This window comes from Chromobacterium phragmitis, from assembly GCF_003325475.1.
GTDB lineage: Bacteria > Pseudomonadota > Gammaproteobacteria > Burkholderiales > Chromobacteriaceae > Chromobacterium > Chromobacterium phragmitis.
Genome location: NZ_CP029495.1, coordinates 1,050,469 through 1,071,754, shown reverse-complemented (window position 1 = coordinate 1,071,754; position 21,286 = coordinate 1,050,469). Strand labels below are relative to the sequence as shown.

At 59.7% G+C, this 21,286-nt stretch carries 21 protein-coding genes; 6 read left to right on the top strand and 15 right to left on the bottom strand.

Annotated features, from left to right (window positions below; all coding sequences use genetic code 11):
- Positions 1-6: 6 nt before the first annotated feature.
- The 3 genes from DK842_RS05255 to msbA all read left to right on the top strand — a co-directional run bounded on the left by DK842_RS05255 (position 7) and on the right by msbA (position 4,465).
- Complete coding sequence (locus DK842_RS05255; protein WP_114060411.1) at positions 7-1,134, top strand: glycosyltransferase family 9 protein; 1,128 nt, start codon at positions 7-9, stop codon at positions 1,132-1,134.
- The gene (locus tag DK842_RS05250) at positions 1,121-2,440 is read left to right on the top strand and encodes an O-antigen ligase family protein (protein ID WP_114060409.1); all 1,320 of its coding nucleotides are present in this window, start codon (positions 1,121-1,123) and stop codon (positions 2,438-2,440) included. Before DK842_RS05255 ends, DK842_RS05250 begins: the two co-directional genes overlap by 14 nt.
- Positions 2,441-2,707: 267 nt before the next feature.
- On the top strand, positions 2,708-4,465 hold the full coding sequence (gene msbA, locus DK842_RS05245; protein ID WP_114060408.1) for a lipid A export permease/ATP-binding protein MsbA: 1,758 nt from the start codon (positions 2,708-2,710) through the stop codon (positions 4,463-4,465).
- Between the two features lie 68 nt (positions 4,466-4,533).
- Here the strand turns inward: msbA and DK842_RS05240 are convergent, their stop codons facing one another.
- The 8 genes from DK842_RS05240 to DK842_RS05205 all read right to left on the bottom strand — a co-directional run bounded on the left by DK842_RS05240 (position 4,534) and on the right by DK842_RS05205 (position 11,628).
- The gene (locus tag DK842_RS05240) at positions 4,534-4,914 is read right to left on the bottom strand and encodes a type IV pilus assembly protein FimV (RefSeq protein ID WP_232538598.1); all 381 of its coding nucleotides are present in this window, start codon (positions 4,912-4,914) and stop codon (positions 4,534-4,536) included.
- 119 nt (positions 4,915-5,033) lie between these two features.
- Positions 5,034-6,113: a 3-dehydroquinate synthase gene (aroB, locus tag DK842_RS05235; protein WP_114060406.1), complete on the bottom strand. Its 1,080-nt coding sequence runs from the start codon at positions 6,111-6,113 to the stop codon at positions 5,034-5,036.
- Complete coding sequence (aroK, locus tag DK842_RS05230; RefSeq protein WP_114060404.1) at positions 6,113-6,667, bottom strand: shikimate kinase AroK; 555 nt, start codon at positions 6,665-6,667, stop codon at positions 6,113-6,115. The genes aroB and aroK overlap by 1 nt, the downstream gene beginning before the upstream one ends.
- A 35-nt stretch (positions 6,668-6,702) precedes the next feature.
- The gene (pilQ, locus tag DK842_RS05225; protein WP_114060403.1) at positions 6,703-8,805 is read right to left on the bottom strand and encodes a type IV pilus secretin PilQ; all 2,103 of its coding nucleotides are present in this window, start codon (positions 8,803-8,805) and stop codon (positions 6,703-6,705) included.
- On the bottom strand, positions 8,802-9,320 hold the full coding sequence (locus tag DK842_RS05220) for a pilus assembly protein PilP (protein WP_114063623.1): 519 nt from the start codon (positions 9,318-9,320) through the stop codon (positions 8,802-8,804). The genes pilQ and DK842_RS05220 overlap by 4 nt, the downstream gene beginning before the upstream one ends.
- A 14-nt stretch (positions 9,321-9,334) precedes the next feature.
- Positions 9,335-9,940: a type IV pilus inner membrane component PilO gene (locus DK842_RS05215; RefSeq protein WP_114060401.1), complete on the bottom strand. Its 606-nt coding sequence runs from the start codon at positions 9,938-9,940 to the stop codon at positions 9,335-9,337.
- Positions 9,937-10,515, bottom strand: a complete 579-nt coding sequence (locus DK842_RS05210; RefSeq protein WP_114060400.1) for a PilN domain-containing protein — start codon at positions 10,513-10,515, stop codon at positions 9,937-9,939. The genes DK842_RS05215 and DK842_RS05210 overlap by 4 nt, the downstream gene beginning before the upstream one ends.
- Positions 10,516-11,628 (bottom strand): pilus assembly protein PilM, encoded by a 1,113-nt coding sequence (locus tag DK842_RS05205; RefSeq protein WP_114060398.1) that lies wholly within the window; start codon positions 11,626-11,628, stop codon positions 10,516-10,518.
- Between the two features lie 139 nt (positions 11,629-11,767).
- On the opposite strand from DK842_RS05205, the gene DK842_RS05200 reads away from it, so the two are divergent.
- The 3 genes from DK842_RS05200 to lpxO all read left to right on the top strand — a co-directional run bounded on the left by DK842_RS05200 (position 11,768) and on the right by lpxO (position 15,995).
- On the top strand, positions 11,768-14,107 hold the full coding sequence (locus tag DK842_RS05200) for a penicillin-binding protein 1A (RefSeq protein ID WP_232538597.1): 2,340 nt from the start codon (positions 11,768-11,770) through the stop codon (positions 14,105-14,107).
- Between the two features lie 114 nt (positions 14,108-14,221).
- Positions 14,222-14,953, top strand: a complete 732-nt coding sequence (locus tag DK842_RS05195; protein ID WP_168191814.1) for a metallophosphoesterase — start codon at positions 14,222-14,224, stop codon at positions 14,951-14,953.
- A 121-nt stretch (positions 14,954-15,074) separates the two neighbouring features.
- The gene (gene lpxO, locus DK842_RS05190; protein WP_114060395.1) at positions 15,075-15,995 is read left to right on the top strand and encodes a lipid A hydroxylase LpxO; all 921 of its coding nucleotides are present in this window, start codon (positions 15,075-15,077) and stop codon (positions 15,993-15,995) included.
- 72 nt (positions 15,996-16,067) lie between these two features.
- On the opposite strand, the gene DK842_RS05185 is transcribed toward lpxO, so the two are convergent.
- The 7 genes from DK842_RS05185 to DK842_RS05160 all read right to left on the bottom strand — a co-directional run bounded on the left by DK842_RS05185 (position 16,068) and on the right by DK842_RS05160 (position 20,986).
- Positions 16,068-16,400 (bottom strand): hypothetical protein, encoded by a 333-nt coding sequence (locus DK842_RS05185; protein WP_198414637.1) that lies wholly within the window; start codon positions 16,398-16,400, stop codon positions 16,068-16,070.
- Positions 16,401-16,495: 95 nt separating this feature from the next.
- Positions 16,496-17,020: a hypothetical protein gene (locus tag DK842_RS05180; protein WP_145963969.1), complete on the bottom strand. Its 525-nt coding sequence runs from the start codon at positions 17,018-17,020 to the stop codon at positions 16,496-16,498.
- Positions 16,989-17,564: a lysozyme inhibitor LprI family protein gene (locus tag DK842_RS05175; protein ID WP_114060393.1), complete on the bottom strand. Its 576-nt coding sequence runs from the start codon at positions 17,562-17,564 to the stop codon at positions 16,989-16,991. The genes DK842_RS05180 and DK842_RS05175 overlap by 32 nt, the downstream gene beginning before the upstream one ends.
- A gap of 42 nt (positions 17,565-17,606) precedes the next feature.
- Positions 17,607-18,158: a hypothetical protein gene (locus DK842_RS05170; protein WP_114060392.1), complete on the bottom strand. Its 552-nt coding sequence runs from the start codon at positions 18,156-18,158 to the stop codon at positions 17,607-17,609.
- A 30-nt stretch (positions 18,159-18,188) separates the two neighbouring features.
- On the bottom strand, positions 18,189-18,407 hold the full coding sequence (locus tag DK842_RS05165) for a helix-turn-helix transcriptional regulator (RefSeq protein ID WP_047238683.1): 219 nt from the start codon (positions 18,405-18,407) through the stop codon (positions 18,189-18,191).
- A 655-nt stretch (positions 18,408-19,062) separates the two neighbouring features.
- Positions 19,063-19,806: a retron Ec48 family effector membrane protein gene (locus tag DK842_RS22885; RefSeq protein ID WP_145963968.1), complete on the bottom strand. Its 744-nt coding sequence runs from the start codon at positions 19,804-19,806 to the stop codon at positions 19,063-19,065.
- Entirely contained in the window at positions 19,796-20,986 is a 1,191-nt protein-coding gene (locus tag DK842_RS05160; protein ID WP_114060391.1) for a reverse transcriptase family protein, read from the bottom strand. The genes DK842_RS22885 and DK842_RS05160 overlap by 11 nt, the downstream gene beginning before the upstream one ends.
- Positions 20,987-21,286: the final 300 nt, after the last annotated feature.

Here is a 21,286-nt window from a genome sequence, read left to right as displayed (position 1 = left end):
TGTGAAATGAGGCCTGGACGTTTTCCCGGCCGCTTACTGATTTTCGCCGCGTTGCTGTGCCGGCTGCCATGGCAATGGCTGCGGCGCAAACCAAAGCCGGAAGCGGTGGAGCGGGTGCTGATCCTGCACCAGTTCTTGCTGGGCGACGCGCTGATGGCGACCAGCCTGCTGGCCAAGGCTCGCCAGCGATTTCCGAATGCCGATATCGCGCTGGCCTGCCCGCCGGGCCAGGCCGAGCTGTATGAAAGCCGCCCATACGGTATCCGGCCCTTGCCCTGGCATCCGCGCGATTTCGCTTCCATACGCCGCTTGTTCGCCGAGCGGCGGTTCGACATCGCCTACCTGATGGGCGAAAACCGGCTGAGCTTTCTGGCGAGGGCGATGGGGGCGCGCTGGATCGTCGGTTTCGCCGGAGAGACGCCGCGCTACAAGAACTGGCTGGTGGACGAGGCGGTGCCGTATGCCGATCAGCCGGAAGCCTGGACCGATACGGCGGGCAGGCTGGTCGACGGTCCCGAGCCCAGGCCGTTCCGCCTCACGGACTGGCCGCTGGGGGAGGCGTCGCTGCCGACGCTGCCTGCGCGTTATGTGGTGCTGCATGTCGGAGCCAGCTCGGCCACGCGGTTCTGGCCGGCCGACTCATGGCGGCAGGTGGCGCGGCAAGCGCGTAGCCTGGGGGCGACGGTGGTCTGGTCTTGCGGCCCAGGCGAGCAGCGTTTGATCGACGAACTGGCGCCGCAGCCGGGCGATAGGGTCTTCGCCGGCTCCCTGTCCCTGGTCCAGTTGCGCGCGGCGCTGGCCGGCGCCAGCGCCTGCGTCTGCCCCGATACCGGCATCGCGCACCTGGCCAAGGTGGCGGGCTGTCCATTGATCATGTTGTTCGGTCCGGGCAGCGAAATGCTGTTCGGCGGCAGCCGATTTTTTGCGGAGCATGTCTGTGTCGGAGTCGGGCCCAGCCTGTTTCCGTGCCGCAACCAACGCAGCGTGCATTATAGGGAAGTCGATTGGGCGCTGCGCTGTTTCAGGCAGGCGGGCTCCGAAGAGGGACGTTGCCGTTTGCCGCAATGCATGGCGGCGGTAGCGGCTGCCGAGGTTATCAAGCATCTGGAAGGTCTGTTGAATGTGGGGTCTTAAGCAAGAGCCGTTTGCAGCGGGCGTGTTGTCGCTGTTGTTCGTGGTTTTTCTGTCATTGGCGAATGTGTCGCATACGATCGCGCTGCGCTATGTCATCCTGGCGATATTGTTGCTGATGGCTGGTTCGCAGTGGCTGCAGTGGCCCGCGTGCAAGGCAGTGTTTAAAGAGCGGATAGTTCCGGTGTCGCTGTTGTCGGCGCTGCTGGCTTTCGCCGTGGCGCATAGCTTGTCGCTGTCGTTGTGGCGGGAGGAGTCATTGGGAGAGGTGTATAGCCAGTTGCTGATCGGCGGTTTGTGGTTCGGTGTCGGCCTGGTATTGTTCCGTCGCCCCAGGATGGGATCGATACTCGATTTGACCATCGTAGCGGGGGTGCTGATCGCTGCCACAGAGTTCTCGTACGGGCTTTATACCTATTGCAGCACCGGTTATTGGCCATACATGAAAGCCTTTACCACGGCGACCAAGCTCGAGTTCACATTCTTCATGAACTTCGTGCTGGCGTTCATTGTGGCCATCTTGTGTTTTGGCCATCGGCAACGCATCAGCCGCCTGCCACGTTGGTTTTTGTTGGCGGCAGCCGTCTTGATCCTGTTCGTCAGCCTGTGCGCGGGCGCACGCAACGGCATGATCGGGATGGTTTACCTGATGTTGTCGATGTTGTTCGTCTACATGGTATTCGAAGGGATCGAGTTTGGCTGGCGCAAGGCTGTGGCGTTATTCGCTGTGGTTGTGATAGGCGTTGGCGGCATGGCGGCTTATGCGGTGAAGAAGGACGAGCGCAATGCGCTGTTCATGGCCTCAGCGCAGGCTGGATGGGACTATTCGGCTACCAAGGCATGGTTGCGCATGGAGCCCTACCCCATGATCAGCCCAGGCGTCATGGTGGATGCCTCTGCCTATGAGCGGGTGGCTTGGATACACAGCGGTTTGGATCTGATCGCTGCGAAGCCCGCCGGCTACGGTTATAGCCGGGATGCCTTCCGTTTGGCGTTGGCAGAGACCGGGCGCCCGAATCAGGTTGGCCATAGCCATAGCGGCTTCATCGATTTGGGCCTGGGCTTGGGCGTCGCTGGCATTCTGCTGTGGGTCGCTTTTTGCGGCAGTCTGATCTTTATTGGCTTTCAGGGGTTCAAGCAAAGACGCGATGTGCTTGGTCTGGTACTGATGTTGATCACTTGCGGCTTCCTGGGGCGGATGATGCTGGAGAGCGTGTTTCGCGACCATATGCTGCATATCTTCCTGTTCACCAGCGCAGCGTTGTTGGCGGAGATGAGCCGTCGTCGGGAAGAGGGCGACAGAAGCTGAACTCGCTCTCCTGGCCAGGCATGAGGCGACGGCGGTCTTCAGGGATGCTGCCGAGGTACTCGATGGAGGCCTGGCCCATGAGCGCAGCCGGTTTGTTGGCGGAAGGCGGTGGCGTTGATACGTTGTCGCTGCGGAGGGCGTCCGTCCATCATCGGCTTGATGTGATTGGGCCATAGGCAGTTGCGATCGCCGCGGATTTCCGCTCCGCGACGGAATATGAATTAACAGCATATCGGGGTTGGCGGAAGTGCCGCCACAAGGAGGCGCATGACGAAGAGCGGTTTCAAGGATAGCTGGGCCATTTACCGGCGTTTGCTGGGTTATCTGCTGGGCTATTGGAAGGTGCTGTTGCTGTCCATTCTTTCGATGTCGGTGGCGGCGCTGACCGAGCCCGCGGTCGCCAAGCTGCTCAAGCCGCTGATAGACGGAGGCTTCGTCAACAAGGATCCGCAGGTGATCCTGTGGGTGCCCTTGGCCATCATCGGCATTTACCTGATCCGCGGCGTGGCCGGCTTCATCAATGAATACACCGCCAGTTGGCTGACCGGGCAGCTGGTGCAGCGGTTGCGGCAGCAGATGTTCGCCAAGCTGGTGCGTTTGCCGGCGCGCTATTACGACGAAAACCAATCCGGGCGGCTGATGTCCCGCATCACCAATGACGTGAACCAAGTGACCGAGGCGGGTTTCAACGTGATCACCGTCACGGTCAGGGATGGCCTGACCGCGCTGGGCATGTTGGGCCTGATGCTGACCACCGACTGGCAACTGACGCTGATCTGCCTTTTGGTGATGCCGGGCGTCACCTACTGCATGCGATTGGTCGGCAAGCGGCTGCGCGGCTTGGCGCGCCAGAACCAGCAGCATATGGCCCAGATGACCCAGGTGCTGGCGGAAAGCATACAGTGCCAGCGGGCGATCAAGGTGTATGGCGGCCAAGAGCGGGAAACGGCGCGCTTCGACGAGACCGCGGCTTCGGTGCGGCGCAATCAGGTCAAGCAGAGCGCGGCCAGCGCGGCCAATACCGGCGTGACCCAGTTGATGATCGCCTGCGCGCTGGCGGCCATCTTGTATTTCGCCGGCCTGCGCGCTCAGCATGGCGCGTTGACAGCCGGCGATTTCATGGTGTTCCTGACCGCGATGCTGGGCCTGTTCGCGCCGGTGAAGCGGATTTCCAGCGTGTCGCAGGCGATGCAGCGAGGGCTGGCCGCGGCGGAGTCGGTGTTCGCCTTCATCGACGAACCGGGAGAACCGGACGATGGCGTCCGCGATTTGGGGGCAAGCAAGGGGCAGTTGAGCTTCGATGGCGTCAGCTTCGCCTACCCTAATGTAGACGCGCCGGCGTTGTCCGATATCGATCTGGTGATCCAGCCCGGCGAGACCGTGGCGCTGGTGGGGTCCTCTGGCAGCGGCAAGACCACGCTGGCCAGCCTGGTGCCGCGCTTTTACGAGCCATCCGTCGGCCGTTTGCTGCTGGATGGCGTGTCCTTGACTGACATCCCGCTGCATCAGCTGAGGGACGGCATCGCGCTGGTAAGCCAGCAGGTGGAACTATTCAACGATACCGTGGCAGCCAATATCGCCTATGGCCGGAGCAGCGCGTCGCGAGAGGAGATCATCGAGGCGGCCCGGGCGGCGAATGCCTGGGAGTTCATCGAGGCCCTGCCAGAGGGCCTGGAGACGGTCATCGGCGAAAACGGCACTCGGCTGTCCGGCGGCCAGCGCCAGCGCTTGGCCATCGCGCGGGCATTGTTGAAGAATGCCCCCTTGCTGATCTTGGACGAGGCGACATCGGCGCTGGATACCCAGTCAGAGCGATTGGTGCAGGCGGCGCTGGAGAACCTGATGAAGAACCGCACCACCATCGTGATCGCGCACCGGCTATCCACCATCGAGAACGCCAGCCGTATCGTGGTGATGCATCAGGGCCGGTTGGTGGAGCAAGGCCGGCACGATGAACTGCTGGCCATGGGGGGCATGTATGCCCGCCTGCACAGCCTGCAATTCAGCGAGCCTCAGGCGGACTGAGTTTCGCGCGGGAGCGAAGACAAGACAAGGCCGCCTTTCGGCGGCCTTGTTTCATTCGCAGGCAAGGTTCAGGGTTTGGCGAACAGGGGCTCCTGCGGCGCCAGTTCGCGACCGTTTTCGCGTATCGTGTGCCAGACGGCCTGTCCCTGCACCTGAGGGTGCACGTCGCGGGCCAGCGACACGTAGGCCTTGCTGTCGCCCGCGCTGGAGTAAGCGCGGAGCAGAGCGACCTTGGCGTGCAGATTGTCGGGATCATCCTTCAGCGAATCCTTCAGCACCCTGACGGCTTCGCGGGTGCGGCCGTAGGCGAGAAAGACTTCCGCCTCCCCTACGGGATCAATGCCGCGCTGGATGGGTTTGGTGTAACGCAGGCGACGCCAGAACTGGCGCAAGGTGTAATAGACGAGCATCAGGGCCAGACTGCTGGCCAGTGCCGTGAAGACATCCATTCTAATTCTCCCCCCTCGTTGTGAAACAACATCTTTTATTAGTCTGTTGATTATTCTGACGAGGAGGGCGGCTTGGCAATTCGTATAAATCCGTAGCCTGGCCGTCCGAACAGCCGGATTCAGCAGTTCTCGCGCAGAATTTTGTCCAGCAACGCGGTTTCCAGCCCTGACTCTATCACGGCCTGGCCAAGCCGTCGCAACAAGACGAAACGCACGGTGCCGGCTTCCACCTTCTTGTCGTGGCTCATCAGATTCAGCCATCGTTCGGTAGGCATGGCAGGCGCCTTGACCGGCAGGCCGGCGGCGGCGATGAGATGGCGCACGCGGACGACTTCTTCGCGGCGGAGCCAGCCTAGCTCGGCGGATGCGGCCGCGGCCAGCACCATGCCGGCGGCCACGGCTTCGCCGTGCAGCCAGGCGCCGTAGCCCAGGCCGGCCTCGATGGCGTGGCCGAAGGTATGGCCCAGATTCAGGAGCGCGCGCACGCCGTTTTCCTTCTCATCCTCGGCGACGATGGCGGCCTTCATCTCGCAACTGCGCTTCACCGCGTATTGCAGCGCGGCGCTGTCGCGCGCGCGCAACGCGGCCATATTGTCTTCCAGCCAGGCGAGGAAGTCGGCGTCGCCCAGCAGGCCGTATTTGATCACCTCGGCGAGGCCCGCGGACAGCTCGCGGTCGGGAAGGGTGGATAGCAGGTCCATGTCGGCGATCACCGCGCGGGGCTGGTAGAAGGCGCCGATCATGTTCTTGCCCAGAGGGTGGTTGATCGCTGTCTTGCCGCCGACCGATGAGTCCACCTGGGCCAGCAGGGTGGTGGGGATCTGGATAAAGGGAGCGCCGCGCTGGTAGCATGCGGCGGCGAAGCCGGTCATGTCGCCGATCACGCCGCCGCCCAGAGCGATCAACGTGGTTTTGCGCTCGGCGTTGTCCGCCAGCAGGGCGTCGAAGATCAGGTTCAGGGTTGGCCAGTCCTTGTGCGCCTCGCCGTCGGGCAGCACCACGCTGGCGCAGGCTACGCCGCGCGCCTCGAGCGCTTGCCTCAGGCGTTGCAGATAAAGCGGGGCGACGGTGGCGTTGCTGACGATGGCAGCCTTGGGCAGCGGCAGATGGGGCAACAGCAGATCGACCTGTTCCAGGAGTCCGTGGCCAATGTGTATCGGATAGCGGGTGTCGGGAAGGATCAGGTCGAGGGTGATCACTAGTCGGTTTCCTTGCGGTGTTCGGGTGATTCCAATAGCTGGTCGATCAGGCGGTTGACCAGTAGATTGACGTTTTGCTGGGAGGTGTCGATGACGATGTCGGCGATTTCGCGATAAAGCGGATCGCGTTCGTTGAACAGGCTTTCCAGTTTGGCGCGCGGATCGGCGATTTGCAGCAGCGGGCGGTTTTTGTCGTGCAGGGTGCGGGCGAGCAGGTCGTCGATGGCCGCGCGCAGGTAGATCACGGTGCCGTAACTGGCCAGCACCTTGCGGTTTTCCTCGCGCAGCACGGCGCCGCCGCCGGTGGCGAGCACAATGTCGCGCTGCTGGGCCAGGTCGCGTATCACGCAGGTTTCGCGGTTGCGGAAGCGCAGCTCGCCTTCGATGTCGAAGATGGTGGCCACGCGCACGCCGGTGCGCGCCTCGATCTCCTGGTCGGAGTCGTAGAACGTTTTGCCGGTGCGGCGCGCCAGCGCCCTGCCCACCGTGGTCTTGCCCGCGCCCATCAGACCGACCAGAAAAAAGTTGCCTGCCAGTTTCTCCATGGCAGGCATTGTAGCCGATCGTTAACGAATCTGTCTTGGCCGCTTCAGCGGGATGAGGCGGTCAGGTCGTTGATGACTTTGGGGGTGATGAAAATCAGCAATTCGCTGCGCTTGTCTATTTTCTGCGAGCTGCGAAACAGCGCGCCCAGCAAGGGAATGTCGCCGAGGAAAGGTACCTTGTTGACTACGTCGTTCAGCTGTTGTTGATAAATGCCGCCCAACACCACGGTGCCGCCGTTTTCAACCAGCACCTGGGTGGTGATCTTCTCGGTGGATAGCGACGGCGTGCCGTTCACCGTCTGGGTGAAGTTGGCCGAATCCTTGTTGACGGTGATGTCCATCATCACGTGGTTGTCCGGCGTGATCTGAGGTTTGACGTTGAGGCGGAGAACCGCCTTCTTGAACGACACCGAGGTGGCGCCGCTGGAGCTGGCCTCCTGGTAGGGGATTTCCGTGCCCTGTTCGATGGTGGCCTCCTGGCGGTCGGCGGTCATCACTCGCGGGCTGGAGATGATGCGTCCCTTGTCCTCGGCCTGCATCGCTTGCAGTTCCAGGCCCAGGATCACGGAGTGGCCGACGTTGTACAGCGCGGACAGCGTGCCGGACGGGTTGGCGATCGGCAGGTTGACCCCGGCCGGCGTAGTCTGGATCACATAGGGCTGGCTGGTGTTCAAGTTGGTGACGTTGTTGACGTTGGTGCCCAGCGGGTTGCCGGAGATGATGCCCTTGGGGTCCATCCTGTCGTAGGTGAGCTTGATGCCCAGATCGCGCTCCCAGTTGTCGGTGGCTTCTACGATGCGGGCCTCGATCAGCACCTGCTTCACCGGAATGTCGGTCTTGGCGATGATGTCGCGGATCTTGTCTATCGCGGTGCCGATATCGTTGACGATCAAGGTGTTGGTCTTGGGGTCGATCAGCACGCTGCCGCGTTCGGACAGCAGGCTTTCCTTCTTGCCGGCGCCGCTGTCGCCATCCAGCACCTTCTTGAACTCCTCCGCCGAGCGGTAACGCAGCACGAAGGTTTCCGATCGCAACGGCTCCAGCGTAGCCAATTGCTGGCGTCCTTCCTGGATCTGCTTGTCGCGGGCCAGCAGTTCGTCGCGGGGCGCGATCTGGATGATGTTGCCGTTGCGGCGCTGATCCAGGCCCTTGCTTTGCAGGATCAAGTCCAGCGCCTGGTCCCAGGGCACGTCTTTCAACCTGAGGGTGATGTTGCCGCTGACTGAGTCGCTGGTGACGATGTTGAGGCCGGTGAATTCGGCGATCACTTGCAGCACGGTGCGGACTTCTATGTTCTGGAAGTTGAGCGACAGCTTGTCGCCCTTGTACTGCGGCTTGGCGGCGTCTCCGCCGCCGGCCAGCTCCGGCGCCGGGCGCCGGATTTCCACTACCAGCTTGCCGTCGGTCTGGTAGGACGAATACTCCCAGTCGCCCTGGGGGATGATGGTGACGCGTATGTTCCGCCCCAGGTTGACGGCATCCACCTTGGCTACCGGCGTGCCGAAGTCGGTGACGTCGACGCGGCGCACCAGTTGCCGCGGCAGCGAGGCTCCGGCGATATCGACCACCAGGTTGAGGCCGTCGCGGCGAATGTCCGCCGGCGTGTTGGCGCTGGGCAGGGCCAGCTCCACCCGTCCTTCGCCGTTGCGGCCGCGGCGGAAATCCAGCCCCACGGCGTCGCCGGAGGCGACTTGGGCCATGGCCTGCTCATCGGCACGGGAGGAGGGGGCGATCTCTTGCGGCGTCGCCGCGAGTCCGGGCGCCATCGAGCCGTCAAGCGTCAGCAGCAGGCGGTTGCCGCTGATCTCGCTGCGGTAGCTGGCGTTGCGCGCCAGGCTCAGCACCAGCCGTGAGCGGCCGCTGGCCTCCACCGCGACGGCGGAGCGCAGCAGCGGGCTGTCCACGGCGAGCGAGGGCTTGTTCATCTTGACCGTAGTGCCGGCGAAGTCCAGCGCGATGCGCGGCGGGTTGGACATGGCGAAACTGTTGGGTTTGACCGCGGGACCGTCGAACGTGATCTGCAGCGTCTGGCGATTGCCGTCCACCTTGCCGGCATCCAGGGCGGTGATGGCCGGCGCGGCGTTTGCCGCGCCGGCGGCCAGGCCCAGGATCCACCCCGTCCATAATGCTTTGCCGAGTCTTGTCATTTGCTCTGCCCTTGTTCTTCAAGATGGAGGCTGCTGCCGCGCTGCACCCATTCTCCATTCAGATCTTCCGTCGATTCGGACAACTGCACCTCCGCGTCGTTGATGCTGGTGATTTTCCCGAAATTCAGTCCCATGTAATTGCCGGGCTGCACCCGGTAGATCGCGCCTTCAGGCGTGCGGATCAGCGCGTAGGTGGCGCCGCCGCGGCGTATGGTGCCCACCATCGCCAGCTTGTCCAGATCATAGCTTTCCAGCGCTTCGCGTGGCCGCTGCATATCCGGCGCGTTGGCCGCGTTCCGCTGCTTGCCGGCCTGCAGTTTTTGAGGGTTGAACGGGTCGGTCAGGTCGTAGGCCTGATAGTCGAACGGTTTGTAAGTCTGTACCTGGGGCAGAGGCTCGATCTGGCCGCGCAATCCCTGGCTGCTGCTGGCCATCCACTGCTTCAGGTCTTCATTGCCGCCGCCGCCGCAGGCGCTCAACAGCAGGCAGAGCAGGCCGATGCCGATTCTTGTCATCGCGCGGCCTTCCATCACTTGGCCGCCGCCGCGTTCATGCGCTCGCCGGGCTCCAGCGCCCGGTAGGTACGGGCGGTGGCATCCATGGTCAGGCGGTTGTTGCTGGCGGGAGAGAGGCTGATGTCGCTGATGGTGACGATGCGCGACAATTGGGCAACGTCATTGACGAAGGCCGCCAGGTCGTTGTACGAGCCGGTCAGACGGATGGTGATCGGCACTTCGGCCATCTCTGCGGTGCGGGTTTCTGTCCCGGGCTTGAACAGGTCGAATTGCAATCCGCGGCCGATGCCGGCCTGGTTGATTTCCGTCAGCAGGGTGTCCATGTCGGACTTGGTGGGCAGCTGTTTGAGCAGGGCGCCGAAGGACGCGTCGATTTCCTTCAGCTGTTGTTGCAGCGCATCCAGATTGACTGCCTGGCGTTTCTTGTCGATGAAGGTTTGCTTCAGCGTGGCTTCTTGCTGACGGGACTGGTTCAGCTTGTCCAACTGGTCGCCAAGCACGAAGAAGTAGCCCAGCCCCACCGCCAGCGCCATCAACAGAATGAACATCAGCACTTGAGCCTGGAATGGCCAGTTGGGCATGTCCTTGGGGTCGAGCGCGCGCAGTTCGTCCAGCGTCATGGCGTGGCTCCGGCAGGTTTGTTGGCGGCGGGCGGACTTTGCCGCATGGTGGCATTAAGCGTAAACGCGCTGACGCGCTGGTTGTTGACGACGGAAGAGCTGACTTCCACCAGCACCGGAGCGTCGAAGGTTTCGGATTGCCCCAGCTGGCGCATGTAGTTGGACACGCGCGCGCCGGACTGGGCGTAGCCGACAAGCACCACCTGGTTGCCGTTCTGCTTGAAGCTTTTCAGATACACGCCGTCCGGCGTTTGGCGCAGCAGTTGGTCGAACAGGTGCACCGCCGAATTGCGCCCTTCCTGCAGCCTTTCCACTAGTTGCTTGCGCGCCAGCAGGTCGTCTCGCTGTCTCTTCAGCTTGCCGATGTCCTTGATCTGCCGGTCCAGCCTGCCGATTTCATCCTGCAGGAAGCGGTTGCGCGTTTCTTGTCCGCCGATCTGATGCTGCAGCGCCAGGTAGCCGGCGCCGAGCAACAGCAACGACAAGACCGCGGTGGCGCCGAGCAGCAGCTGAAAACGCAGCCGGTGCGCGGCTTTTTTCTGTTCGCGGTGGGGAAGGAGGTTGATGCGTATCATTCAGTCGAACCTCCTGAGCGCCAGACCGCAGGCGATCAGCAGCGACGGCGCGTCCATCAGCAGTTCTTTCAGGCGGATGCCGGGCGCCTGCACCAGGGTAGTGAACGGGTTGGCGATCATGGTGCTGATCTGGGTGCGGCCGGCCACTGCGTCGTCCAGGCCGGGCAGCATGCTGCAGCCCCCTGCCAGCAGGATGTAGTCGACGCGCAGGTATTGCGACACGCTGACCGTGGTGTAGAAGAACTGCAGCGCGCGCTGGATCTCTTGTGCCAGCGCGTCGGTGAAGGGATGCATCAGTTCGGATTCGTAGCCGTCGGGCAGGCCCAGGCTGCGCTTGCCGATTTCCGCCTCTTCGAAGCTGATGTTATAGCGCCGCTGAATGTCGCGCGTCAGCTGGTGGCCGCCGAACATCTGTTCGCGATAGTAGATTTGCTGGTTGTTGCGGATGATGTTGCAGTGGATGCGGGTGGCGCCGATGTCGAACAGCGCGAAGGTCTGGTTCATGCCCTCCTCCGGCAGCTGCTGCTGGATCTGCTCGAAGGCGGTCATCATCGCGAACGACTCGACATCCACCACCTGGGGGCGCAGGCCCGCCATCTCCACCACTGCGACCCGCTCTTCCACCTTCTCCTTGCGCGCGGCGCAGAGCAGCACCTCCAGGTCGTCTATGCTGGAGGGCGACGGACCCAGCACCTGATGGTCTAGGTTCACTTCGTCCAGCGGGAAGGGAATGATCTGATTGGCCTCGGACTCGATCATGTCGTCCATGTCCTCGGCCTGGCTGGCCGGCACCAGCAGTTTCTTGTAGATGGCCATCGGCGTGGGAATGGCGATGGCGACGCTGCGTATCGGGCTGCCCAGACGCTTCCAGCAGCGCCGCAGCGCCTCGGCGATGCCGTCTATGTCGACCAGATTGCCGTCGTTGACCGCGTCCTTGGGCAGGGATTCGATCGCGTAGCGTTCCACCTGGATGTTGCGGCCGTTGCGCGAGAGCTCGACCAGCTTGATCGCGGTGCTGCTGATGTCCAGCCCCAGCAGCGGCGAATTATGGGATTTCCCCAGCCCCAATTGCTCGAGCAAGGGCCGCCCGAGCCTCAGTTTATCGACTAGCATCCGTGCCTCGATCCGGTCTCTCGCAACAGAAATTCGAACTGTTGCCGCCATTGTTTGTCTTGTTGGCTTTCACAAGACGTTATAATCCGGTTTCCAGTGAAAGCCCATCGTAAACATGCTAAGACGATTTCTTGCCATCTTGGCAGGCGTTTTCCTAGGTGGTGTGGTGCTGGTGGCGGGAGCCGCCGCAATTGCCATCATCATAACCTACCCGCGCCTGCAAAGCCTTGATGTAATCACGGACTACCGTCCGAAAATCCCGCTCCGGGTCTACTCCGCCGACAACCAGTTGTTGGGCGAGTTCGGCGAGGAGCGGCGCTCATTCTCCCGCATCCACGAAGTGCCGCAGCTGATGAAGCAGGCGGTGCTGGCGGCGGAAGACGAACGCTTTTATCAGCATAGCGGCATCGACTACCTCGGCATCCTGCGCGCCGCGGTCGGCAACCTGGTGTCCGGCCACGCGCGCTCAGGCGCCAGCACCATCACCATGCAGGTGGCGAAGAATTTCTTCCTGTCCAGCGAGAAAACCTTCACCCGCAAGTTCAATGAGGCGCTGCTGGCGTTCAAGATCGAGCATACGCTGAGCAAGGACCAGATTCTGGAACTGTATTTCAACCAGATCTATCTGGGGCAGCGGGCCTACGGTTTCGGCGCGGCCGCGCAAACTTACTACGGCAAGCCATTGGGCGAGTTGAGCGTCGCCCAGATGGCGATGCTGGCCGGACTGCCCAAGGCGCCGTCGGCCTACAACCCCATCGTCAATCCGGACCGTGCCAAGTTGCGCCAGCAATATGTGCTGCGCCGGATGCGAGAGCTGAACTTCATCACTCAGGACCAGTACGAGCAGGCGCTGAACGAGCCTTTGCACCTGGCCAGCCAGGTGGCTGAAACCAGCCAGCCCGGCCAGTATGTTGCGGAAATGGTACGCCAGGCGATGTACGAGCGTTATAAAGAGGCTGCGTATACCGAGGGCTTCAAGGTCTACACCACCGTGGACAGCCGCCACCAGAAATGGGCGTATGACGCGCTGCGCGCCGGCCTGATCGATTACGACCGCAAAACCGGCTACCGCGGCCCGGAAAGCTTCCTCGATCTGCCCAGCGGCGACGGCGAGGATGTGACCGAGGCGCTGGACGAGGCAATGGGCGATCTGCGCGACAGCGGCGACATGCTGCCAGCCATCGTGCTGTCGGCCAGCCCGTCCGAAGTGCGCGCCTACATGCGCGGCGGCAAGACTGCGTCCATCAAGGGCGCCGGCCTCGACTTCGCCCGCCGCGGGCTCAGCAGCAAGGCATCGTCCCAACTGCAGATCCGCCGCGGCGCGGTGATCCGCGTCCAGGCCAACCCCAAGGGATATTGGGAGATCGTGGAAATGCCGGAAGTGGAAGGCGCCTTCGTGTCGCTGGACACCCGCACCGGGGCGGTCAAGTCGCTGATCGGCGGGTTCGACTTCAACCGCCGCAGCTTCAACCACGTGACCCAGGCCTGGCGTCAGCCCGGCTCCTCGTTCAAGCCCTTCATCTACTCGTCGGGCATCGAGCGCGGCATCACGCCGTCCACGCTGATCAACGACGCGCCGCTGTCGGTGCCTGGCGTCAACGGCCAAAGCTGGACGCCCAAGAACGACGACGGCAAGTTCGCCGGCATGATCACCTTGCGCCAGGGCCTGACCCGCTCCAAGAACCTGGTGTCGGTGCGCGTGCTGATGGCGGTGGGAACCGATTACGCCCAGCAGTACATCCAGCGCTTCGGCTTCTCCGCCAAACAGCACCCGGCCTACCTGCCGATGGCGCTGGGCGCGGGCTCGGTGACGCCGCTGCAGATGGTGGAGGGCTATTCGGTGTTCGCCAACGGCGGCTACCGCACCAAGGCCTTCTTCATCGATCGCATCGAAGACCAGTCTGGCCGCGTGCTGGCCAAGACCGTGCCCACTGTGGCCGGCCAGAACGCCCAGCAGGCGATCGATCCGCGCAACGCCTTCATCATGACGTCGATGTTGCGCGACGTGGTCCGTTACGGCACCGGCTACCGCGCGATGAGCCTGGGCCGCACCGATCTGGCCGGCAAGACCGGCACCACCTCGGACTGGAAGGATGCCTGGTTCGTCGGCTTCAACCCCAATCTGGTGGCCGCTACCTGGGTGGGCTTCGATCAGCCGCGCTCGCTGGGCCGCTACGGCTACGGCGGCACCGCGGCGCTGCCGATCTGGATCAACTACATGGGCAACGCGCTCAAGGGCCAGCCGGAAGTGGACCTGCCGATGCCGCAGGGCATCGCGGTGAAGCCGGGCGCCGGCCAGCGCGGCGGCGACGAGTACTACTACGAAGAGTTCCAGAAGACCAATCCGGAGCTGCACATCGACAACCAGGGCTCGGTGCCGGGCGGAGAGGGCGACGCCAGCGCGCCGCAATCGGACGCGGACGGCGCCAAGCCCGCCGCCCAGGACGCGGTGGAGAACGTCAAGGATCAGTTGTTCTGATCCCGCCTGTAAAGGGCGCGAGAAACCGGCGGCGTGGCCCGCCGGTTTTTTTATGGCTGTGGCCGCGCGCCGGCTGGGAGATAATCAATGCTTCCGACATGCAATGGGGCGACGGTGAAAATTGCGCAATTGACGGATCTGCATCTGTTCGCAGACAAAAATGGCTGCTTGCTGGGACGCGACACCCACGCCGCGCTGGCGCGCGTGCTGGCGGGCCTGGGGAAAGAAGAGGGCGTGGCGGCCGTATTGCTGACCGGGGACGTGTCGCAGGACGAGTCGGAGGCTTCTTACCGCCTGGCGGCTGAGGCCCTGGCCGGATTAGGCTTGCCGGTGCACTGGATAGCCGGCAACCACGACAAGCGGCAGACCATGGCGCGGGTGTTCGACGAGCATGGCTTCCTGCATCCGCTGGAGCGGACGGAGCTGGGGGGCTGGACCTTCATCGGCGTGGACAGCTGCGTGGCCGGACAGGATGGCGGCCGAATAGCCGACGCCGAGCTGGAGCGGATGCGACGGCTGTTGGGCGAGGCGGATGGACCGGCGGCCGTGGTGCTGCACCACCATCCGCTGGCGGTGGGCACGCCATTGCTGGATGACTGCATGCTGTCCCCGGCCGCGCCGTTCTGGCGGATCGCGGCGGCATCGCCTGCGCTGAAGCTGGCGATCTGCGGCCATGCGCACGGCGATTACAGCCTCGCCTACCGCGGCAAGGCGCTGGAGGCGGGGCCGGCCACCTGTTTCCAATGGCGGCAGGGGGCGTGCGATATCGAGATAGACGACCGGCATGGTTACCGGCTGTTCGACTTTGCCGCCGACGGCTATTCGGTACGCACGGTATTTGTCTGATATCGGCTAAAGTCAGGCGAATCGGACAGTTTTCAATGTTTCTCCGCTGGTTTTGGTCGAGTCGGCCTGCGTTAACCATCTTGTCGTTTTACAATAGCAGCTTGATTGTCTGGAGTTGCCGATGCCTTATTTCAAGATTCTGGTGGTCGCCGTTTTCGTGTTGTCCACCCTTTACGTGCATTTCCGCGGCCGTGTGCGGCTGGGATTCTGGCGCCAGCTGAGCGATCACTCCACCATCATGGCGCCGATCAACTGCTTCATGTATTTGTTTTCCAGGGTGCCGGCCAAGCCCTATCTGCCGGTGGAGCGTTTCCCGGAACTGCAGGCATTGACCGCCAACTGGGAGAAGATCCGGGAGGAGGCGGTGGCGCTGTACGACCGCGGCAATATCAAGGCCTCGGACAAGTACGACGACTTGGGCTTCAATAGCTTCTTCAAGACCGGCTGGAAGCGCTTCTACCTGAAATGGTACGGCCAGGATCACGCGTCCGCCCAGGCGCTGTGTCCGTACACCACCGAATTGTTGAGGCAGTTTCCCAACATCAAGGCGGCGATGTTCGCCGCGCTGCCGCCAGGCAGCCGCCTGGTGCGCCACCGCGATCCGTTCGCCGGCTCGGTGCGCTACCACCTGGGCCTGATCACGCCCAACGACGACGGCTGCTTCATCGACGTGGACGGCCAGCCGTACAGCTGGCGCGACGGCGAGGCGGTGATCTTCGACGAGACCTACCTGCATTACGCGGAAAACACCACCGACCAGAACCGCATCATCCTGTTCTGCGACGTGGAGCGGCCGATGTGGTTCTGGCCGGCGCGGGTGATCAACCGCATCGTCAGCCGGGTGCTGGTGGGCGCCGCCAATTCGCCCAACGAAGCCGGCGACCGCGTCGGCGGCCTCAATCGCGCCTTCCGCTACATCCAGCAGGTGCGCCTGTTCGGCAAGAAGATCAAGGCGCAAAGCCGCTTTACCTACTATCTGCTTAAGTGGCTGATCCTGGGCGGCCCCATCATGCTGTGGCTGTTCTGGGGCGTGTGGCGTTAAGCGTTCCTTGCTTGGGAAAATAAAAACCGCGCGAGAGGGCGCGGTTTTTTTATCCGGGCGGCGGGACAGTGCTTATTTGAGTATGGTCCAGTAGGCAGACTCCTGGCCGTCCTCGCGGAACTCGATCCGGACAGGGTATTCCTTGCCGCACCCTGTCACCACCCAAGCCTCTCGCCAAAATCGGGAACCGGGCTCGCCCTGCGGCTGGGCCAGGACATAGGGTTGAACGCCTTCCGGCTTGGCGCAGCCGCGGGTGCCCATCTCGGCGGCTACGCCCATCATCGCGTCGCGGATCAGTTTTTGATTGGCCAGCGTGCCGGTTTGCAACGCGTCAGGAGGAGGGGATGCCATCGCGGCGCTGGCAAGGAAAGCGGCTAGCGATGCGGCGGATAAGAGTCGTTTCATCGGAAATGGCAAGTGATATAGGCCGGGACCGGATTATAACGCCAATTCGCATTCCCTTGGCATTGTCCGGATGGCGCCGCCTGAAACAGGATAGTTCAGCGCATGCCGCAGCGGCGCCGATTTTCCGCCCCTTCTTTGTCGGTTCCCGCCAGCACCTGCTTGCGCAGCGCTCTCATGTTCCACGCCTCCCGATCGCGAGGTTGCCAAACGGCGGCTTGGACCCATTCTCCATCGCAGGTGAATTGGCTGCCCTCTCCCAGCACGCAGCCAGTGCGGCGTTCGACAAACATGCAATGGGGCACTTCGTGATAACGCTTGCCTTCCTCCATGTCCTCGGCAATGCCATAGCTGAAAAGAAACAGCGCCAGATAGCGGCCGCGGCGGATGATGGTTTCGATATCGTAGTTTTCGTAGGCGGCAAACAGGTCGTATTGTTTGCCGTTTTCACGCAGATACACTCGTTTATCCCAGCGTTTGTTCGTCAATGCGATAACATCAGCGTCTTTTACCGGCACCCGGCCGAAGCGTACTCCATCGCCTGTGGCAGATTGACAGGCGAGTCCGGCCAGCAAGGCCAGCATCACGGCTTTATTGTATTGGCGCATAATTTCCTGCCGCATGGTCGCGCATGTCCAGCAACCACAGCCGGTTAGGGCGTGTCATCACCACTGCGTAATCGAAATCCATGCCCTCGTGGCGGGAGGCGCGGATTCGCAGTCGGCAGTGGCGGGCATCGAACGACCAGCGGGCGTTGCTCAATTCGGGATGCTGATGCCGCCAACTGTTGAAGGCGCCATCCGCTTCTAGTTCAAATTGCTGGAAAAATCCTCCGCCATCCATGCTATCCCAGCCATGGGTCAATCGGCTCGCTTGCACGGAGCAAGGCAGCGCCGCCAGTTGCCGCGCCAGTTGCGCATTGCGCATCTGGTATTGCTCCCGCAGGCAATCGCTGTTGTCGCAGCGGTCACGCAGTCGCAGCCAGCTGCGCTTCTCCGCCAATAGCTTTGCAGAGCCGGCGCCAGCGGTGCGCAGCGCGCGGTAGAGCTGGTTCAGGCCGGCATCGGCTGAGCTCAGCCCTGGATTGCTTTGGATGATTTCTGAAATTCGATGAGGTGATGGCGCGGCGGCTGCCGATACGCCGATCCATGCCAGCAACGGCGCCAAAGCGATAAGCCTGTGACTGAAGGGGCATTGCGAAGACATTTTTCAATGATGGCCCTTGCTTGAAGCGAACGGAATGGCCTCTCGGCGCGCCTCTCCCAATGCGTCGCGATGGCTCGTCCTGCATGGATGGCAAACGGTGCGAGGGGCGATGTGCATAGATTTTATCGGGGGTTTGGGATGTATGCACGAATCCAGCACCGCGTCCCAATACTGGCGGTGCAGCGCGTCGCGCTCTTTGAGCAGGGTTTGGCGCTGCTCGAACAGCGTTTCCTGCTGCATCTCGGCTTGAATCTTTTCTTCTTCGGCGATCTTCAGCATTTCCTCGGCCAATTCCAGATTGGCCATCTCCTTGCTCTTCAGCTCGCGCACCGCCTTGGTGGGAATGCCCAAGGAGGTGCGCATCGCCTGGCGGCAGTCCTTGCGCGTCTGCTCGGCTTCGCTGCGCAGCGCTTTGGCGGTCTGGACGCGGCGGGCGGCGTTGTCGGCCAGTGTCTGCCAGGCGTTGAGGTCTTGCTCGAAGGCGGCCAGGCGCTCCGTCAGGCCGGCGACGGCGAAAGCGACGGTTTCTTGGGTGTGGGGGGGCTGGATATGCATGTTCTGAGTCCGGGTGCGTTTGTTGGGGGGTTAGGCGTGGCGGGCGGCGATGCGATCCACCATCCAGGCGTCGATTTCAGACGATAGCCAGGCCACGCTTTTACCGCCCAGCGGCACCGGGGCCGGAAAGCTGCCGCGCTTGATGGCGTCGTATACCGACGAGCGGGACAGGCCGCACGTAGAGATGACTTCCGGCAAGCGCAGAAAGCGCAGCGGCTGGGCGGTGAGCGAAGGGGCAATGGCGGTCATTGGATTTATCCTTATCGTTTTGGCTGAATAGCTGTGGATGCGATCGGATACGCCGATCAGTGAACGCAGTATTTCAGAAATTTCAAATCGAGTTTGGCGGGCTTGTTGTGTGGAATCACCACACAACAACGAAACTTGAAAAGGCGAAAAAACGCGGATTCGGCTATTGACGACGGGAGAGAAAACCGAAGTGAGCAGGGATAAATGTGAATCACAGGGCCGTATCGGACCCATACGGACGACACCGGACATAATCGGTGGCAGATTTAAGCGGGAAGCGAGAGGGAAGGGCGGAAACGTCAGTCAGAGAAAAGCACGAATGCATGCATAGGGCGCATGAAAACGCATGAATTAGGGCAGGGGAAAGTCTACGCGCCAGGCCATACTGCAAGGGCCTGGCAGGGGTTCATGCAGGTGCATGATTAGCGGCACATGAAGCGCGGGGGCGAGGCGGGGCTTCGATAGCGCGCGCTGGGGGAGAACTAATAGCCGCTGAAGAGTAGCTGATCTAAGCCGCGCCGACGCAGACAGTACAAGGAGTACGGCAAAGAGACGCAATGCCGGATCAGGTTTTTTGCTAGCGGCTCTAAGCAATTGTAAGGGGGAGGTGGTTGCTAATCATATTGATTTTATAAATTTGGCTAGCGATGATTTTCTAAAGATAAGACCTTTCTAGCAAGGATGGAACCTCGCTTGAGAAACAAAATGAATTATTTACGCTTGAAATAAGATCGAGTAGCTCGCCCTCCGCATCAAAGAAATCATTTCTTGGCTGATAGGCAATTTCAAACCCAACCTTTGCCAAAGAGGATTTTATGCGCTCTTGATGTGGCTTATATCGAAATGATCCAGATTTTGCATTTGAAGCTTGTTCGTTTGATGTTTTTATTTCTTTGTTTAGGCTGTTGATGAATTCAATGTACTCCTTTGATATATACATATTTCCTAGTCTTGACTTTGAAAAAATCAAATTGTACCAAATCATGATGTCAACGGAAGTTTTGTGAATTCGACTTCTTTTAGATACTTCATTATTTACATAATTGTTGAATATTGAGAAGTGTGAGATATGATTGGAGAGTGCAGCATTTTTTAATCCGCTTAAATAACTTTGTAGTGCTATTAGGATGCCGCCTGAAGTGGCTACTGCTACAGCAATGTCTATTGTTAGCTTTATTGTTGATAGCGAATTTTTAAAGTACTCGATCCAGTTTCCGTAGCACTGATCAGTGAGGCATATTGAGGAGTTTTTTATTTTTGAGTCGGAAAAATTTCCTATGAAGAAAATGAGAGCTATAACGAATCCAGTAATTAGAATACCTACTATGATTCTTATGAAGAGTTCAGGGGTGAAATATTTTTCAAACGGCTCGCTTATGTCTTTTGAATTATTTTTCATATGATGGCCTTAAATATCTTAATTTGCTGCGTAAATCACTAGCTATTCTTGTATAGGTTCTTTGAAGTACATTTAATCGTTCGTGGGCTAAGTAGTACCGCCTGGAATACCAATAGCTTGAGTTATGGGTTGAGTAGTCTTTTTCTAGTCGTTCAATTATCATGAATGCTCTTTCAATATCCTTTTGGGATGGTAGTGGCATTACTTTTTGTAGTCTTTTAACTAAGGCAGCGTGTTGCTTGTGGCCGATTCTGCTTAATTTGTTTACTCTACCCATACATCGGTTGAAGTCATGCCGATATGCATGTGAGGTTCTGTAGTTTTTCTCTTGAGATAGAGTCTCGATATTCTTTACTGCAGCGCGTAGACGTCTTACCTCATCTGAAGGAAATCTAGGCTCTGAAAATGCTACTCTTAGTCCGTGGACAGTTAAGGGTACAGTCGATGCATATTGTATTTTTGTTTTGTTTTCATTAATAGGAAGATCTTTTGATTCTAGCATTTTCCTAATAATTGAAAGAGCGTAGTCGAAATTATAATTAGATACTGTTGATGATATTGTGATGTCATCAACCAGCCTTGTATATCGCAAGTTTTTCCTGATTAGTCTTTCTACGGCGTCGCCTTCAACATCGAACAGGCAAAGGCTTGCAATATAGCTTGAAGTTAGTGCCCCTTGAATTACGTGGGAATTTAGGCAGCAAATATTAGCAAGTACTTCCGATACCTCATCGGGATACTTAAAAAACTTTGAGAAAATATTTTCTACATGGTCAATATGAATGTTGTCAAAGAAGTCTTGTATGTCTATTGAGGCAATACTTTTAGATTTGCAATGAATTTTTGCACAAGATATGTAGTCTCTTTGGACTATGCGACCATCAGATTTTTTTTGGTTGGGAATTGTTCCAAAAATATAATCAGGCCAGCCAAGAAAATTCTGATCTGTAAAGATTCTATGATTTATTCTTCTTTGAATTTTTCTGATCAAATAGTGCGGATTGTAAATTCTTCTTGGTGAACCATCTTTTTTGGCAATTTCCCTGACTTGGTATCGATCAGTTTCAGCTAGTGAGATTGCTTCATCTAGTTCTGTGGTGGAAATGTCTAGCGCAGAACAAAGATTATCAATATTGGCGATAGATGATGGGATTTTTTTGTAGGGGCGTAAGATAATCAAGACGGACTCACTTGAATGAGTAAGTATAGATTTAGCCAGTTCATACTATAGAACATAGAGAAAGAGTGATGCTTCAGGTCAATACATTGCTAGTAGCTGCCACTCTTTCTCGTGGCTAAATCTACCGTCACTCTCTCCTCCGGGTCCGGAGGAGAGGAGGGTGCAAGCCCTCTCCCGACAAGTTAGCTAGGCAAGCCTAGCTAACGCTCATTACGAGCACGAACTAGCAATGTTATCTATCTATTGACCGCAGCAAGTAAGCGATTCGCTTATGCAACTGATATCCTAGTCTTTGCCTAT

What these genes read in the sequence shown, in the direction of transcription:
- DK842_RS05255 (WP_114060411.1), top strand. Translation starts at nt 7, where the DNA reads ATGAGGCCTGGACGTTTTCCCGGCCGCTTACTGATTTTCGCCGCGTTG.
- DK842_RS05250 (WP_114060409.1), top strand. Translation starts at nt 1,121, where the DNA reads ATGTGGGGTCTTAAGCAAGAGCCGTTTGCAGCGGGCGTGTTGTCGCTG.
- msbA (WP_114060408.1), top strand. Translation starts at nt 2,708, where the DNA reads ATGACGAAGAGCGGTTTCAAGGATAGCTGGGCCATTTACCGGCGTTTG.
- DK842_RS05240 (WP_232538598.1), bottom strand. Translation starts at nt 4,914, where the DNA reads ATGGATGTCTTCACGGCACTGGCCAGCAGTCTGGCCCTGATGCTCGTC.
- aroK (WP_114060404.1), bottom strand. Translation starts at nt 6,667, where the DNA reads ATGCCTGCCATGGAGAAACTGGCAGGCAACTTTTTTCTGGTCGGTCTG.
- pilQ (WP_114060403.1), bottom strand. Translation starts at nt 8,805, where the DNA reads ATGACAAGACTCGGCAAAGCATTATGGACGGGGTGGATCCTGGGCCTG.
- DK842_RS05220 (WP_114063623.1), bottom strand. Translation starts at nt 9,320, where the DNA reads ATGACAAGAATCGGCATCGGCCTGCTCTGCCTGCTGTTGAGCGCCTGC.
- DK842_RS05215 (WP_114060401.1), bottom strand. Translation starts at nt 9,940, where the DNA reads ATGACGCTGGACGAACTGCGCGCGCTCGACCCCAAGGACATGCCCAAC.
- DK842_RS05210 (WP_114060400.1), bottom strand. Translation starts at nt 10,515, where the DNA reads ATGATACGCATCAACCTCCTTCCCCACCGCGAACAGAAAAAAGCCGCG.
- DK842_RS05205 (WP_114060398.1), bottom strand. Translation starts at nt 11,628, where the DNA reads ATGCTAGTCGATAAACTGAGGCTCGGGCGGCCCTTGCTCGAGCAATTG.
- lpxO (WP_114060395.1), top strand. Translation starts at nt 15,075, where the DNA reads ATGCCTTATTTCAAGATTCTGGTGGTCGCCGTTTTCGTGTTGTCCACC.
- DK842_RS05185 (WP_198414637.1), bottom strand. Translation starts at nt 16,400, where the DNA reads ATGAAACGACTCTTATCCGCCGCATCGCTAGCCGCTTTCCTTGCCAGC.
- DK842_RS05180 (WP_145963969.1), bottom strand. Translation starts at nt 17,020, where the DNA reads ATGCGGCAGGAAATTATGCGCCAATACAATAAAGCCGTGATGCTGGCC.
- DK842_RS05170 (WP_114060392.1), bottom strand. Translation starts at nt 18,158, where the DNA reads ATGCATATCCAGCCCCCCCACACCCAAGAAACCGTCGCTTTCGCCGTC.
- DK842_RS05165 (WP_047238683.1), bottom strand. Translation starts at nt 18,407, where the DNA reads ATGACCGCCATTGCCCCTTCGCTCACCGCCCAGCCGCTGCGCTTTCTG.
- DK842_RS22885 (WP_145963968.1), bottom strand. Translation starts at nt 19,806, where the DNA reads ATGAAAAATAATTCAAAAGACATAAGCGAGCCGTTTGAAAAATATTTC.